Annotated in this window: 15 protein-coding genes; 12 read left to right on the plus strand and 3 right to left on the minus strand. The window is 48.2% G+C overall.

Annotated elements, in window-relative coordinates; translation table 11 throughout:
* Window positions 1–58: 58 nt before the first annotated feature.
* Window positions 59–1,480: an ATP-binding protein gene (locus ACZ5QV_RS11465; RefSeq protein ID WP_464599932.1), complete on the plus strand. Its 1,422-nt coding sequence runs from the start codon at window positions 59–61 to the stop codon at window positions 1,478–1,480.
* A 20-nt stretch (window positions 1,481–1,500) separates the two neighbouring features.
* On the opposite strand, the gene ACZ5QV_RS11470 is transcribed toward ACZ5QV_RS11465, so the two are convergent.
* Entirely contained in the window at window positions 1,501–1,695 is a 195-nt protein-coding gene (locus ACZ5QV_RS11470) for a hypothetical protein (RefSeq protein WP_464599933.1), read from the minus strand.
* A 261-nt stretch (window positions 1,696–1,956) separates the two neighbouring features.
* Here ACZ5QV_RS11470 and ACZ5QV_RS11475 point away from each other — a divergent pair, with 261 nt between their 5' ends.
* The 11 genes from ACZ5QV_RS11475 (at window position 1,957) to ACZ5QV_RS11525 (ending at window position 12,716) form a co-directional block, all read left to right on the plus strand.
* Entirely contained in the window at window positions 1,957–2,754 is a 798-nt protein-coding gene (locus ACZ5QV_RS11475; RefSeq protein WP_464599934.1) for a formylglycine-generating enzyme family protein, read from the plus strand.
* Between the two features lie 376 nt (window positions 2,755–3,130).
* Window positions 3,131–4,366, plus strand: a complete 1,236-nt coding sequence (gene hisS / locus ACZ5QV_RS11480; protein ID WP_464599935.1) for a histidine--tRNA ligase — start codon at window positions 3,131–3,133, stop codon at window positions 4,364–4,366.
* A gap of 430 nt (window positions 4,367–4,796) precedes the next feature.
* On the plus strand, window positions 4,797–5,327 hold the full coding sequence (locus ACZ5QV_RS11485; RefSeq protein WP_464599936.1) for a hypothetical protein: 531 nt from the start codon (window positions 4,797–4,799) through the stop codon (window positions 5,325–5,327).
* Window positions 5,324–5,980 (plus strand): hypothetical protein, encoded by a 657-nt coding sequence (locus ACZ5QV_RS11490; RefSeq protein WP_464599937.1) that lies wholly within the window; start codon window positions 5,324–5,326, stop codon window positions 5,978–5,980. Before ACZ5QV_RS11485 ends, ACZ5QV_RS11490 begins: the two co-directional genes overlap by 4 nt.
* On the plus strand, window positions 5,955–6,671 hold the full coding sequence (locus tag ACZ5QV_RS11495) for a hypothetical protein (RefSeq protein ID WP_464599938.1): 717 nt from the start codon (window positions 5,955–5,957) through the stop codon (window positions 6,669–6,671). Before ACZ5QV_RS11490 ends, ACZ5QV_RS11495 begins: the two co-directional genes overlap by 26 nt.
* Window positions 6,671–7,963: a hypothetical protein gene (locus ACZ5QV_RS11500; RefSeq protein WP_464599939.1), complete on the plus strand. Its 1,293-nt coding sequence runs from the start codon at window positions 6,671–6,673 to the stop codon at window positions 7,961–7,963. Before ACZ5QV_RS11495 ends, ACZ5QV_RS11500 begins: the two co-directional genes overlap by 1 nt.
* Window positions 7,939–8,118, plus strand: coding sequence for a hypothetical protein (locus tag ACZ5QV_RS11505; protein ID WP_464599940.1), 180 nt, complete (start codon window positions 7,939–7,941; stop codon window positions 8,116–8,118). Before ACZ5QV_RS11500 ends, ACZ5QV_RS11505 begins: the two co-directional genes overlap by 25 nt.
* 115 nt (window positions 8,119–8,233) lie before the next feature.
* The gene (locus ACZ5QV_RS11510; RefSeq protein ID WP_464599941.1) at window positions 8,234–8,692 is read left to right on the plus strand and encodes a 30S ribosomal protein S15; all 459 of its coding nucleotides are present in this window, start codon (window positions 8,234–8,236) and stop codon (window positions 8,690–8,692) included.
* 696 nt (window positions 8,693–9,388) lie between these two features.
* Window positions 9,389–10,591, plus strand: a complete 1,203-nt coding sequence (locus ACZ5QV_RS11515; RefSeq protein WP_464599942.1) for an iron ABC transporter substrate-binding protein — start codon at window positions 9,389–9,391, stop codon at window positions 10,589–10,591.
* Between the two features lie 194 nt (window positions 10,592–10,785).
* Window positions 10,786–11,961: a FecCD family ABC transporter permease gene (locus ACZ5QV_RS11520; protein WP_464599943.1), complete on the plus strand. Its 1,176-nt coding sequence runs from the start codon at window positions 10,786–10,788 to the stop codon at window positions 11,959–11,961.
* Window positions 11,961–12,716: an ABC transporter ATP-binding protein gene (locus tag ACZ5QV_RS11525; protein WP_464602097.1), complete on the plus strand. Its 756-nt coding sequence runs from the start codon at window positions 11,961–11,963 to the stop codon at window positions 12,714–12,716. The genes ACZ5QV_RS11520 and ACZ5QV_RS11525 overlap by 1 nt, the downstream gene beginning before the upstream one ends.
* Before the next feature lie 150 nt (window positions 12,717–12,866).
* Here the strand turns inward: ACZ5QV_RS11525 and ACZ5QV_RS11530 are convergent, their stop codons facing one another.
* Together ACZ5QV_RS11530 and ACZ5QV_RS11535 are read right to left on the minus strand one after the other, a co-directional pair.
* Window positions 12,867–13,976, minus strand: coding sequence for an FtsZ/tubulin family protein (locus ACZ5QV_RS11530; RefSeq protein ID WP_464599944.1), 1,110 nt, complete (start codon window positions 13,974–13,976; stop codon window positions 12,867–12,869).
* Window positions 13,977–14,110: 134 nt separating this feature from the next.
* Window positions 14,111–15,364: a BatD family protein gene (locus tag ACZ5QV_RS11535; protein ID WP_464599945.1), complete on the minus strand. Its 1,254-nt coding sequence runs from the start codon at window positions 15,362–15,364 to the stop codon at window positions 14,111–14,113.
* Between the last annotated feature and the right edge of the window lie 48 nt (window positions 15,365–15,412).

Here is a 15,412-nt window from a genome sequence, read left to right on the forward strand (position 1 = left end):
ATGGCAACTCGGGCGGGACAGAAACTCATAAATTATTATACTCCTAATACTTAGGATTATGAGTCTATTTATTAACCGCACTGAAGAACTTGGTTTCCTTGAGGCCGAATATGCCAGGGATTCTTCTTCGCTTGTTGTTATCTATGGGAGAAGGAGGGTTGGAAAAACCGAGCTTTCCCTGAAATTTGCGGCCGGAAAACCGGCTGTATATTATCTGTCTCAGAAACTGGACCTTGAACGGCAGGTAGAGGATTTTCTGGAAAAAGCGGCCGAACAGCTTGGGACCTACCAGCCGAAGATAACAAAATGGGATGCTGCCCTCAGGTTTGTTGCAGAGCAGACGGAAGGCAAGCCTCTTATCATAATCGACGAGGTCCCCTACCTGATAGAAGGTAGCAGTGCGGCTATGTCGGCTTTTCAGGCAGCCTGGGACCTGTATCTTAAGGATGCCAATGTCATGCTGGTCCTGCTTGGTTCAAGTGTGGGCATGATGGAAAACGAGGTGCTTGGGTACAGCTCTCCCCTGTATGGCCGGAGGAGCGGGCAGATTAAGGTTGAACCTCTTAAGTTCAGGCACATCAGGCATTTTTTCCCTCAACAGGATGCAGAGGAAATCGTAAGGATCTACGGCTGCCTGGGGGGAGTGCCTGCCTACCTTAACAAATTCGACCGGGGGCTCTCTTTCATCGATAACGTCAATAAGAATATACTGCACAGAGCCACTTTTCTTTACGATGAGGCTATCTTCCTGCTGAAGGAAAAGTTAAGGGAGCCAACAAACTACGAGCTGATCCTTGAGGCGATATCCAGGGGAAAGAGTCGGGTCTCTGAGATCGCGGACGAAACCGGCATACCCGTTCATAATATCCCTAAATATCTGCGGGTTTTAATCGGGCTTGGGTTCCTCTCAAGGGAATGGCCTGTGACCCTCAAAAAGAGCAGGGACATAAAAACCGGTTCGGTCTATGCTCTTTCGGACAATTTCATGAGGTTCTGGTACACCTATGTATTTCCGACGAGATCCATGCTGGAGATTAACAGAGGTGCCATTGTATCAAAGATTGCCAGCTCATACGACCATTATCTCGGCCATGTTTTTGAAGAGATTGTCAAACAATACTTTATAGACCTGAATGTGGCAGGCAAATTGCCTTTTGCTTTTGAGAGAATAGGGCGGCAATGGGGCAAGATCCGGGGAAAACCAAAAAGTGCAAATGTCTATGAGATTGATCTCGTTGCCCTGAATGAGGATTCGAAGGAGGTCCTCTTCGTTGAATGCAAATGGCAAACCCTGACAGCTAAGAGTGCAGGAAAGATTTTGCATGACCTGAAGGAGAAGTCCGTGGCTGTGCAATGGCATAACGAAGAGGGGAAAGAGTATTTCGCCATTGCTGCAAGGAAGATTGAGAATAAAGCGGAGTTAAAGGAGCAAGGGGTAATGGCCTTTGATCTGGAAGACATTTTTGCCGGTGTGGAGTGAGTGTAATGTTGTTTTCCCCATCAGATGTCATCAAGGGAAACAAATTTCCCTTTTTCTTCAAGTTTTTTATACTGGCGTTCCATAAATGACTCATGATCAACTTCATCCATCAAACGCTTGAGAATATCATTGTAGGTTTCCCCTTCCATACCATACGTTTTTAGTCGTCTGTCTCGGACATCCTTTGTTACCGGAATTGTTGTCGCTTCACTCATTAATACTCACTTTGACAATTATACATATAAGGACTTACAAGTTACTGATAACTGCTTACAATTAGTCCGCGTGAGGGAGCAAAGCGACCTAAACGGGGACCCCCTTCGTGCTGTTTCGATTTCATCGCAACTAAAAGAAAAATCAAGATTTTTCCGGTCCCGAAGCGGAACTCGGGTGTGTAAGCCGCCGGGTCTGAGGTGCTGAGGTGCTGAGCCTTCTAACCTGTGATGTAACAAATATCTTTTAAATGGGGATATAAAATGGTTGAAAAAAGGAATAAAATAATTAATACCTTGATAATTATGCTCCTCTTTTGCGGGGTACTGGGCTGCACTGAATCCCAAAAATCAGTAATTGACTCTGACTACACAAACTCAATTGGCATGGAATTCATGAAGGTTCCTGCAGGAGATTTTATGATGGGCTTCCCTGCAGATGAAGGGACCATAAATAGTGACGAAGGCCCTCTTCACAAAGTCACGATTGAAGAGTCTTACTACCTGGGCACATACGAAGTAACCCAGAAACAATGGCGTGAAGTGATGGGCAGTAACCCTTCTAATTTCAAAGGTAATGATCTTCCCGTTGAAGAAGTATCCTGGAATGAGGTTCAGGAGTTCATCGAAAAGCTCAATGAACAGGAAGGCACGGACAAATATCGTCTGCCATCTGAAGCCGAATGGGAGTATGCATGTCGTGCTGGCACTACAACAAGATATTACTTTGGTGATAACGAATCAAAACTTGGGGATTATGCATGGTATTATGACAACTCCGATAGCAGTACTCATTCAGTTGGTCAGAGGAAGCCCAATCCCTGGGGCCTTTACGATATGCATGGAAATGTCTGGGAATGGTGTCAGGACAGATGGCACAATGACTATGATGGGGCTCCATCTGATGGAAGTGTATGGGAAAGTGGAAGTAGCTTGAACCGGCTCAGTCGGGGCGGCAGCTGGAACCGCTTTGCCTGGTACTGCGGGTCAGCGTACCGCAACTGGAGCGCCACCAGCTACCATGACCGCAACCTCGGTTTTCGCGTCCTGAAGAATCTGTAACCACTTACTACTTTACCACTTTAAGTTGGAACTGAGGGATAGCCTCGGCGAAGCCTGAAAGCCCGAAGTGTGCTTCCGAAGCGCAATTCGGGTTCCTGAACGGACCTGACTTCTGAGTTACTGATAACTGCTTATAATTCAAGGCCCAGGGTATCAACTTTAACCGGAGAGAATGAGCCACAACGAAAAAGTAAAATAGCTTGCTTTTAACTACTAGCTTCATAAAAGCTGAAAGAGCCTAAAGACCTAAATAGAGTCGATAACGTGCCAATCGAGATCCAGTGCTTTTTCAGTAATATTTTAATTTAAAAACCGTTTATCTACCCAACCATTATTTACTAATTATATTGTTCATTGATACCAGGTGCATTTAAAAATGACAGTTAACAGGCCAAGAGGGACCCGGGACTTTTTACCGGAAATTACCGCCAAAAGACGGTACGTTGAAAGCGTTATGAGAAAGGTCGCCCTGAACTGGAGCTACGATGAGGTTATCACCCCCACCTTCGAGCATCTGGACCTTTTTACCCTGAAGTCGGGGGAAGGTGTCGTGGGGGAACTCTACAATTTCACGGACAAGGGGGGCAGGGAAATGACTCTCCGACCCGAGCTTACGGCCCCTGTCATGCGCATGTACGTAAACGAGCTCCAGCACCTTCCAAAGCCCCTGAAGCTCTTCTACTTTGAAAACTGCTTCCGCTACGAACGCCCGCAGAAGGGCCGGTTCAGAGAGTTCTGGCAGTTCGGAACCGAGCTCATTGGGAGCAGCAAGCCCGACTCCGACGCCGAGGTAATAGCCCTCGCCCAGGCAATTTTGAAAGCCGTCGGGGTCAAAGGGAATATGAAAATTGGAAACCTCGCCGTTATCCGCAAGGTCCTGGAAAACCTCGACTCAGAAAACGTAAGCAGTGTCATGAGGCTCGTGGACAAAAAAGACTACGAGGGGCTTGAAACCTTCCTGGAGGAGATTCAGGCAGATGAAAAGTTAAGGGCCGACCTTTTAAAACTCATCAAACTCGAAGGCCAGGGTATCCTTTCTCAGGCCAGAGAAATCGTAGGTGACCTCCCCGAACTCGACAGTTTCGAAAAAACGCTCACCCTCCTTGAGGCCTACGGAGTCGAGTACAGCCTGGACTTCGGAATCGCCCGGGGGCTTGATTACTACACGGGCCTGGTCTTCGAAATCTACGCCGAAGGGCTGGGCGCCCAGAAACAGGTCTGCGGCGGCGGCTCCTACAAACTCATCAAGCTCTTCGGAGGCGGAGACGTCCCCTCAACAGGCTTCGGGATAGGCTTTGACAGGATCCTGGAAATCTGCGAACTCCAGCCCGAAACCGTCAAAAAGGTAGTCCTGGTATCAAAACCCCAGACCCACCTTGAGGCCGTAAAACTCGCGGACAGGCTGCGCAAACACTTCCCGGTCTACCTTGACCTGATGGAAAGAAACTTCAAGAACCAGCTCTCCCACGCAAACAACATCAAAGCAGACTACGTACTCATCCTCGGAGAAAAAGAACTCGAAGCCGGAAAACTCACCCTGAAAGACATGGTTTCCGGGGAGCAGTATCCCCTGAGTGAGGAAGAGCTTATTGAAAAGGTGTTGAAGCAGTAAAATATAGTACAATACAATACAATACAATATAGTACATTGCAGCGGTTCAAAAATTAGAGAATAAAACCACGGATTAACATAAATAAACATGGATGGGGGCCATGTTTATCCGTATCCATTCGTGGCTCAAAACGTCCGACCTGTTTTCTGATATCATCTGTTTTCTGATATCATCTGTTTTTTTATATTTATCCGGAAAAGGCCGCCCGCCTCTGGCGGGCGTTGAGGGCCTGTTTTTCCCGAAAATCAGAACTCAAAAGCCCTCTCTTCCCTCCAATATTTTTGAAATCATATTTGCAGGCCGGGATAAAACCTCTGGCCTGTATTCTCCGGAAGATCCAATACTGATTTTAAATATTTTTATAAGTGCCACATTTTATATACTAACAGATTAAATTCCGCATAACTTTTATCAAGTTTTTATTTTTGAATGGGGGGAATTTTTACGTCAGGTTTCAGGCCAGACCTTACTGAAAGGGCCGCTCTTCTGGGGGAGGAAGAGTCTGCGGTTTGCGGGCTTCAGGTCCGCTTTTCAGCATCAGTTATTCTTTTTACGTTAATCATAATTATTTCTGCAATTTCATTCGCTGGCGTCATGGAAGACCTGAAAGTGAACAGCTTCACGGCTGAGGTTCTGGGGTTTGTGGGTGCGGCCGAGCAGCTTTCCCTGCGGGGGGAAGGCAGTTCCGTCACTTTCGAGCTTGAGGTCCCCGAGGGCGTGTGGGTAGGATTCGGAGCCCTTCCCGGAAATGAAACCGGTTGGCCGGAGGCTGCGGACAACTATTATATTACTGCCGGGGAAAGATCGCACTTTTTTGCCACAAACTGCCTCTTTTCAAATTCCGAATTGAACGGAACGGCGGTTTTTGGGCCGGGAAAATACAGGCTACGGCTTTTGAGTGTGAAAGACGGAGACTCTGGAAAATTATTTATACTTGTTTCGGGGGCAGAGGGACTTTGAGAGGGAAAATCCCGGCCCGTAAATGTCGGAACTTTTTAAAGGACGAGGCTGCATGGGCTGATTTTCTCATATCGAAAGCGGCCCTTATCCTTGCGAGCTTCATCCTTTTTGCAGCCCTTTTCCAGCTTACTGCCGATTTTCGGGAAGTGGAGGCGCAGGAAGCCCTTGAAGTGCTTGCCAGAGATTTCAAGGCGACTGTGGACGAAGCCGGGGCCGGGAATTTCCAGGAAGGGGGGGAGTCAGGCCCTAAAACTTCCTTTTACTATTTTGATGAAAAAAGATTGGGCCGGGAAAGGAAATATACTGGCTTTCTTTTAGAAGAGGGGCTTGAAGTTAGGGTCTCCGGGGAATACATCAGGCTGGATTCCGGACTCGATGGAAAAACACTCAGAGCGGTAAAGCCGTTTACGTTTCTGACCCTGCCCCTGGATGAGGTGAAACTCAGGGAAAAACTCCAGGCCCGGTTCGGGGCTGAAGGGACAAAGGAGGGGCCGGTTTTAGCAGACTATGCGGAAGTCGGAGAATACCTGTCAGGACTTAGATTGGAAACGGTCCTGGACCCCGGAGAGGCTGTCTGCATACGAAATGAATTCATCTATATAAAGGAAAATGAGGGGGTCTCGGTCCTTGGGTGTACACTCGTTTATCAGTAAATTTTCCAGCAACAGCAATACCATTCTCTGTAAGTTTTCCGATAAGTTTTCCGGCAATAGTAAGATTTCTGTTTCTCCCCGTCCGGCCTCTTCTCATTTATCAGGCTTCCTGAAAAACGAAAGGGCCTTTTTAGAGCCACAGACCGACCTCCTCGCGGTTGGGCTTGCCGTCATAGGGTTTGTGGTTTTTGCGGCAATCCTTTCCCGGACCTACCTGGCCTACGAAGAGCATTCTTTTGCCCTTGAAAACTACGAAAGCGCAACTCTCCTTGCAGAAAACCTTGCCAGAAACGGGGCCTTTCTGGCGAAAGGGAGCGGAGAGAACGGAGAAGTTGGAGTTGGGGTGAGCGCAGGAAGTGAGGGAGAAAACCCCCTTTCCGGCCTCTTCTCGGCGGCCGCTCTTGACGAACTTGCCGACCCATCAGGAAAAAAAGCCAGAGAGAAACTTTTTACCGGTTTTTCGGGTAATTATGTTTTTTTTGTAGAGGTCAGGACGGAAGACGGGAAATGGGAGTGGCGGATAGAACCGGAAGTTCCGGCTGCCTCAGCTGCCTGGTTTTTCCCGGCCGCAGGCTTTCCGGATTCGGGGGACCGGATTGCTGCGTCCGTGCCCGTGGCAATCGAATTGAGCCCGGCAGAAACCGTCCCCGGCACCCTTACCGTTTTTCTCTATGACACGGGGTGGGTTTGATGAAAAAAATGAAAACCGATCCTGGACGCTGGGTTTCGGACTCAAGCGGCTATTCCACGGTCTTTGATGCTCTCTTTTTACTCGTGCTGGTCTCCCTCTCGGGAGTTATGCTCTTGCCCACCCTGAGTGCGGAAGAGCAGTACACAGCGGCCGGTTATACCACAGGCTCCGAAATGGACTCCCATGTCCTTGAAACTCTCCTCACCTGCTGTCCCGAAGGCTTTGATTATGAAATTTCCCCATTTTCCGTGCTGAACATCACCCCTCCCACAAATTCCGTGGTTGAAAGCCCCTCCCGGGCCCTTTTCGGAAAAGAGCAGAAACACAGGAGCTTTGCGGACCTGACAGCCGAAAACCTCGCGTTCAACCTGATGTTTTCGGGAGGCGGGACTCCGGTATTCGCAAACCCCTTCGCAAGAGCCCACGTTTCCCGGACTTCCGAAACCCTGGAAGCCCACCTGGATCAGGAGTTTTCCGGCCGGTACTGCTACCGTTTTGAAGCGTACTGGTATCCCGTGGAGGGCTTTCCCCTGGGAAGTGTTATCGTGCTTGGAAAAGATGCCCCGATCTCAGCGGTCCGGCAGAGCGTGAAAATTTCCATGCCCCCGTTTACCACGTCCCCCTCTAAAGAGGGCCTGCTGCTCTGTGTAAACGATTCTGTCCTTGAAACCGTCTTTAATGCTTCGAACGAAACTGCTTTGAACACTTCAAATGAAAGCTCTCTGAACGCTTCGAACGAAATGAGAAAAGAGAGGCTTTCAAAAGCTTTTTCCGAATCCCTTGACGCGGCAGCCGGGGAGGGGGCCACTGTTGTGGAAGAACTCCTTTTTCCATCGGAATACTTCGGCTCAGTTTTTGGGGGAGATGAAGAGGAAGGGGGAGAGTCCATGCAGACCCTGCTTTACGGAGTTTCGGATTCTCCCGCCGGAGATGAAATTTCTGAAAACGAGATAGGGGGACCGGACGAGGCCTTTCTGTTCTTTTTTGCAGACCGGCTTTCCGGGGTTTTTAACCTTTCTGAAAATATTTCTGGAAACATTTCAGAAGAGATTCCTGTCCCGGACCTGTCTGACCTTAAAGCCCTGCTCCATCCCCTGATAAAATACCAGATAAGAGAAGGCCTTGAAACTGAACTATCTCCTGAAATCAACGCCACGGTTTCAAAGATGATCGAGTCAGGAAACGTATCGGAGGTCCGAAGCCTCCGGGATGTTCAGGTCGAGTCTATTTACAGGAAGATAAACCCCGGGGGGGCAAGGGCTGTCTTATGTCTCTGGGCGCCTTCTTCCTGATGGATGCCGTCTTCCTGATGGGCATCTTCTTCCTTATCTTCAGCCTGATTTTCCCCCCAGGTCCCAACACAAATTATATAAACTATGCTGTAATTCAAGGTGATACTTTCACCGATAAGGTTTATATTGCCAGAGATTTGGCATCCCGTGCATGATTATGATGTGCGCAAAATCTCCGTATATTGTTCCGTTATAGTCGGTAAAGATATAACTTCAGTCTGGCAGGTTTTCCTCCGGGCACTGATCAATTGATTTCAGGAGAAATGATACATGGCAAAAATGCACACCAGAAGAAAAGGTAAGTCTTCTTCTACCCGTCCACGCAGAACCGAAGTTCCTGAGTGGTGCAAATTAAACGGTGAAGAAGTAACCACCGTTATACTCGACCTATGGAAACAGGGAATCGCAACCGCTGAGATCGGAATGATCCTGAGAGACCGCTACGGAGTCCCTGACATCAAGCTCCTCACCGGCATGAAGCTCACCGAAGTCCTCAAGGCAAATAACGTGGCCCCCTCTGTCCCTGAAGACCTTTACAACCTGATCGTAAAGGCCCTCAAGCTCAGAAAACACCTTATAGTCAACAAGAAGGACATGCATAACAAGCGTGCCATGAATTTAACGGAAGCTAAGATCCGCAGACTTGTCAAGTACTATCATAATGAAAAAGTACTGCCTGTCGAATGGGTCTACAAGCCCGAGACCGCAGAAATGCTGATTACCAGATAAAACTGCATTTTTAAAGAATAAGTATCGTCGTGCCTTTCGAGGCAGGCGGTTACTACTCTTTTCTACTTTCCCTAAGTCCTTAATTTTAAGTTCTGTTTTTTGATATATTTTCCAGTAGTGTTAGCTCTGCCTCTTTCTGTTTAATTCTTACTGTGTTTTTGTTGGTGAAGGTGTTTTGGTGTGTGTATTCAAACCACGGAAGACACGGAAAAGCACGGAAAAAAGAATGTAGGAAGACGACAAGTACGGTTGCTCTGGTGTTTTGTTCACAGTAGGTTCTGAATCGATTATTTAAAGTCCCGGCGTACTCACCGGCCATCAGGCCGGTTTCCGTGTCCTTCCGTGTGTTCCGTGGTTAAGAAATGGTAAACCAAAATACTTAATATTATATTTGAATCATTCCTAAAAAAACTATTTTGACCGCCTTTCCAATGTTTCCCCCATTGTTACAGGCCCTTCTGAACCCGGAATATTATGTCAAATAATTAACAGGATACATATTTGATGTAATCGATTGTATTTTTTGATATAACTTATTATTACTATTTTGTACATTCTTATCCAAACGTAATTGATTATATCTTATCTGTATGTGATAATATCGTAAGATTTATACTAAATGGGCACCTCAACATACATAATTCATACTTTAATAGCTATTATTAATACTAAACACGATCTGTGGTGACTATCGGTATGATCAATAAAAAATATTCATGTGTTATTGTTTTACTCCTTCTGCTTGCCTGCGTGGGAGCTGGATGTGTGGGTTCCTCCACTGAAAGCGGGGTTTCTGAAAACGGGGTTTCTGAAAGTGGGGAGGGGGATCCTGCATCTCCTGTTGAAACCGTGGCCTCATCCTCCTCTGCTGGCAAATCACCGGAAATGATAACGATTACCGACGGGATAGGGCGAGAAGTTACGGTCCCGAAATCCCCTGAAAGAGTTGTCTGTCAGGGGGCCGGAGCCCTGCGCTACCTTTGCTACCTGGACGGCCAGGCCGCGGTTGTCGGAGTCGAGGACATCGAACTCCGTAAAGACGAAAACCGTCGCCCTTATGCAATTGCCAATCCACAGTTCCAGGAAATGCCCCTTATCGGAGAGTACAGAGGAAACACCGATCCTGAAAAAATTGTGATCCTGGACCCGGAAGTTATATTCTGGGCTTTTACAGGGTCAGTTGGGAACGCCGGGGACGCCAATGAACTTTCGGCTAAAACCGGGATTCCTGTGGTAGCCCTGAACTACGGCAACCTCGGAGTTTACAGGGAGGACATGGATAACTCTCTCAGGATTATGGGTGAGGTCATGGGAAAGGATGAGAGGGCCGAAGAACTTATCCGGTTCTTTGACTCTGAAATCGAAGATCTGAACTCCAGGACGGCGGACGTCCCGGAGGAGGAGAAAAAGAACGTTTATGTTGGAGGCATTGCCTACGCAGGGCCACACGGTTACCAGTCAACGGAACCCACCTACCCGCCCTTCCTCTTCATAAACGCCAAAAATATGGCGGCAGAAATGGGCACCGACCACGGGGACGCCTCAAAGGAAGCTATCATGGAATGGGACCCGGAAATCCTTTTCGTTGACCTGTCCACCTACCAGACATCTCCTTCGGCCCTGGACGAATTAAAAGAAGACCCTGCTTACACGGCCCTGACCGCCGTAAAGGCAGGCGAGGTCTACGGGGTCCTGCCCTACAACTGGTATTCCTCCAATCAGGGTTCCGTGATCGCTGCTTCCTACTATGTCGGAACGGTCGTTTATCCTGACAGGTTTGCAGACATCGACCCCGAGGTAAAAGCCGATGAAATCTATACATTCCTCTTCGGGGAACCGGTGTACGAAACAATGAAACTGGGATTCGACGGAGGATTCGGAAAACTCTCCCTTGAGTGATACGGGGAAACGGGAAAACGAAAAAACGGGGAAACGGGGAAACGGGCCTTTAAGGGCCTGTTTTCCTGTTTATTCAGATTTATATCATTCAGGCTCAACAAATCCAGGCTCTAAAAATTCAAATTCATCAGATCCCATCCTCCACACTTCATAAAAAATCAGGAAACAGGGAAAAACTCACAAAGGCTGCGACAATGGAACTGACAAAGAACGCTGAAATGGACTTGGCAGGCAAAAGCGGGATAAAGCTAACAGGAAAGATAATAAGAAAGATAATAGGAAAACCTGCGGGAAAGCTTACTGATAAAAATGCAGGAAACACGTTTTCATCTGAATATAACAAATACATTGGAAAAAAATACGCATTCATTGGCTTTTCAATAATTCTACTGATCTTTCTCTTCCTCTACTCCATAGCTGTGGGGGCCGCAAATGTTTCCACAATGGACGTGGCTCGGGTCCTCCTGGGGGCAGACCTCGGAAACGCAAACACCATCGTCTGGCAGATCCGTCTCCCGAGAGCCCTTGCCGCAATCGCCTCGGGGATCGGGCTCTCGGTTGCGGGAGTTGCTCTCCAGTCAATTCTCCGCAATCCTCTTGCCTCTCCCTATACCCTGGGAATCTCCCACGCCGCCGCCTTCGGGGCCGCTTTTTCCGTGATAGTGCTCGGGACAGGAAGCATGAGGAGCACCGGGGCGGGTGCGGTTGTGCTCAACAATCCTTATGTCACGACCACCGTGGCCTTTGCTTTTTCCATGCTCGCAACCTTCACGCTGCTTGCGATTGCGAAGTATAAGGGCTCTTCTCCCGAGGTTATGATACTCTCAGGCGTTGCCCTTTCTTCCCTTTTTACGGCGGGCACCATGTTCCTCCAGTACTTTGCCGACGACACCCAGCTCGCAGCCGTGGTCTTCTGGACCTTCGGGGACGTCGGAAGAGCCCACTGGGGCGACATTGTCATAATCACGGCCGTGGTCGTGCCGGCACTGCTCTACTTTTACCTTAACCGCTGGAACTACAACGCCATCGACGCCGGGGACGAGACCGCAAAGGGGCTCGGGGTCGAGGTGGAAAAGATCCGGTTCTACGGGATGCTCATAGCTTCCCTTGTAACGGCCTTTATCGTTTCTTTCCTGGGAGTTATTGGGTTTGTGGGCCTGGTCTGCCCTCACATCTCCCGTCGCTTTGTAGGCGACGACCAGCGTTTCCTTTTACCGGCCTCCTGCCTGGTCGGAGGTCTGCTGCTGCTCGGGTCGGATACCGCCGCCCGCATGATTATGGCTCCTCATGAACTGCCCGTGGCAATTCTTACGGCGTTCACAGGCGCGCCTTTATTCCTCTATTTGCTTATCAGGGGGTACAAACATTGATGCTTGATGTACAGGAACTCGGATTTGATTACGGGACCCGGCAAATCTTAAAGGATATTGATTTCGGAGTCCTTCCCGGAGAGGTGGTTGTCGTGCTCGGCCCGAATGGGGTCGGAAAGTCCACCCTCCTCCGCTGTATAAACTCCATACTGAAACCAAAAAGTGGGGCCGTCATGGTGGAAGGGGAAAACCTCCTTGCCCTTGGCAGGGATGAAATCGCAAAAAGGCTGGGCTACGTTGCCCAGCGCACGGAAACAAGCCGGATTACGGCCTTTGACGCGGTCCTCCTGGGCAGGAAGCCCAGGCTTGGCTGGAATGTAAAAGCCCGGGATCTGGAAATAGTCACTGAAACAGTCCGGATGCTTGGGCTTGAGGCCCTTGCCCTGCGCAATATCGACAGCATGAGCGGGGGAGAACTTCAAAAAGTGGCCATTGCAAGGGCCCTTGTCCAGGAACCCAACCTTATTCTCCTTGACGAGCCCACGAGCAACCTGGACCTCAAAAACCAGATCGAAATCCTGGATGCCATCAGGCAGGTAGCAAAAGAGCAGAACATCTCCGTTGTCCTGACCATGCACGACATAAACCTGGCGCTGCGCTACGCTGATTCCTTTTTGATCATCAAGGAAGGGAAAATCTTTGCCCACGGAGGGCCCGAGATTATCACCCCGGAGGTCATCGAAGCGGTTTATGAGCTGCCCGTGACCGTTGAGTCCTTTAACGGGTTCAGGCTGGTAATCCCTACGGGAAACTAATTATTTTTTATTCGGAAGTATGCAAGCTGTACCCCACCATTGAAATGGCGGGGATTAGCCCTGTTTTTTCCTAAAAAAGGATCATTGAAAAGAAGAGTAGTCAGAAAAGGAGAAAGGTAAAGGCCTTTTAAGGCCTTATGTATTCGGTTTTCAGTATTCGGGTTCGAGTCCTTCGATTTGTGAAAAGGTTTTGTCCAGTTCAATTCCGCTCTCTACACGCTGTTTTTTGTCTCTTTCGTGATGAATGGCCTGGACGGCGATGTTATAGAGGCTTTCAAGTTCCCGGGCTGATTCAAGGGTCAGGACCGCAAGCACCTGGGGACTTTCTCCCTTTCTCACGACTATACCTTTAAAGACATGCCCCACGGCTCCTGAAAGCTTTTCAATCTCGTTTGAGATCTCGTCGATGCTCAGGTATTTTTGGTCGCCCTTGATGATGACCATTGCTCTACTGGCTTCCTGGTAAATATCGGTAGAGAAAAGGAGGCCTGATGGGGAAAGAGCATTCTGGATCGCAGTTTTTACGGGCATGTCTTTTTCTGCTCTGTAAAAGCCGATTGTCGCAAGGCCAGCTCCCCCTTTCATGACCGTTTTGAAATCCCCGAGGTCCGTTACCATCATCATTTCGCTGTCCAGGGCATCGACCAGGAAGAGGATACGTTCGGCGATCATGTCGTTGATCCCATCGTAGGCTTCCTGGATGCTGCCCCCTATGTTTTTCAGGTACTGGTTGTCCGAGAGGATAATCCCGTCCACTCCGCTCTCGCGGATCTCACGCAGGGAAAAAGCCGCATTTTGCAGGTAAAGGGTCCCTTCTTCCCTGAAAGGCAGGACAACAACGGCGTAGACCGGATAGTCATATCTTTCTTTTAGTTCTTTTATAATGAGGGGGGTAAAAGAAGAGCCTGTACCGCCGGAAGCTGAGGTTATGACAAAAGCAATGTCAAAGTTTCCCCTTCCCTCAATCTCGCGCATAACCATTTCTTTTTTCTCTTCAAACACCTTTTTTCCGATGTTCCGGTTCGCGCCAACGCCGTGCAGGTGGGGGATGTGGATCCTGTCCTTTGCTCTCGTATATTTCATTTCTTTTAGGTCATTGACAGCAGTGTTAATCGCAATGGTTTGAACGTTGCTCTTGAACTTCTGCTTTGAATAGAATTTGACGAGCGTGCCGCCTTTTCCACCAAAGGCATGCTTATTAATGGAATCCATAATCCTGTTTCCACACTGCCCGTTTCCGATTACTAGTATGTTGAGCAAAATACTCCTCCTTAAATATATTTACATTTATCTGCCCGGGACTGAGGGGGTTTGGAGCGAATCCGGGGCTTGAGGCCATATTTTCCGAAACTGGTTTCCGCCAGGCTCTTATGTACTTTATGCATGAATATCATTTAAAATTTATATTCGTTGTGTCTCCTGTAGAGGTACGCTCCTATTCCGACAAGGAGCAGGAGGGGAATTGCATATAGATATATTGGTAACTCTAAAAGATGATCATACTTCCCTTTTTCCACGGAAATGCCAGAAATGCTTATTTCTTTGCTTTCCTCGATGTTTTCAGAGCCCAGACCATTCTTATATTCGTAAGAAAGCCCTCCTTTGAGGGAATAACTCCCCAGCTCATTTGCCCTGAGGGTGCAGCCAACTTCCTTGTCATTGCCTGGATGAAGGGCTTCGATATAGATTCTTGGCTTTCCGCTAACGACCTCAAATTCCTCATCCCCTCCCACATATTCAAACCCCTCAGGGACCAGGACTTCAAGACGGACTGCCTGTGCCGTAGTGCCGCCGGTATTTTTGAGAGTGAAGGTTATATCTACTTTATCATTTCTTTTTAAAATCTTTGAGTCCACATTCATTTCAGTTTCAATGTTAGCTTTCGAGGCTCCGGCTCCTTCTACACTGACCATGGGTGAATTGGACCCGGATTCATAACTTTGACCCACACTGTTTGTGTAAGTCGCGGTGATTGGCCTGAGCTTAAAATCCCCGGACTCCATTGCTTTTAGCTCATATATGTAGACCAGAACGGATTCCCCTGTGTTTACTTCATCCACAGAGATCTCTTCATATGTCGTATCTTCAAGGATAAAATGCTCCTGTTTGGGGTCAATAAACATTACATCTTTTGCAATGTCGCTTCCGGTGTTTATCGCTTTTACGGTAACGGTTACGGATTCCCCAACGTTTACAGTATCCCTGTCAATTTCCTTCGTTATTTTAAGGTCCGGAATACCATAGGAAGCCTCAGAGTGACCTCCGTCAATGAGCTCATTGCTGTAAATCTCCGATTTATCATAATTGGAAACAGTGATCTCGACAGTAGCTCTGGGAATGATTCCTCCGTGCACGGATTTCAAACGCAGATATAATTTCCCTTCATCTTCAAAATCGAATTCAGCAGTTTCGTTTACGTCCAGCAGGCCGGTCTCTATTTTTGTGTTTTTTTCATATACGTAGTAGGAAGCGGTATTTGCTTCCACGAACACGTCCGTGATATCAATAACATAGTTATTGATCTGGTATCCATCTCCTTCTTTGATATCCCCCTCGAAGATATCAACTCTCGCAGACGCCGCTCCGTTCAACATCAGAAGAATGAAGAATGCGCACAAAACAGGCGTTATAGTCCATTTCAGATTCACTTATGATACCTCAAGACACGGTCAAAAAAAGGATTGTATAGAGCAATC

Source organism: Methanosarcina baltica (genome assembly GCF_055394095.1).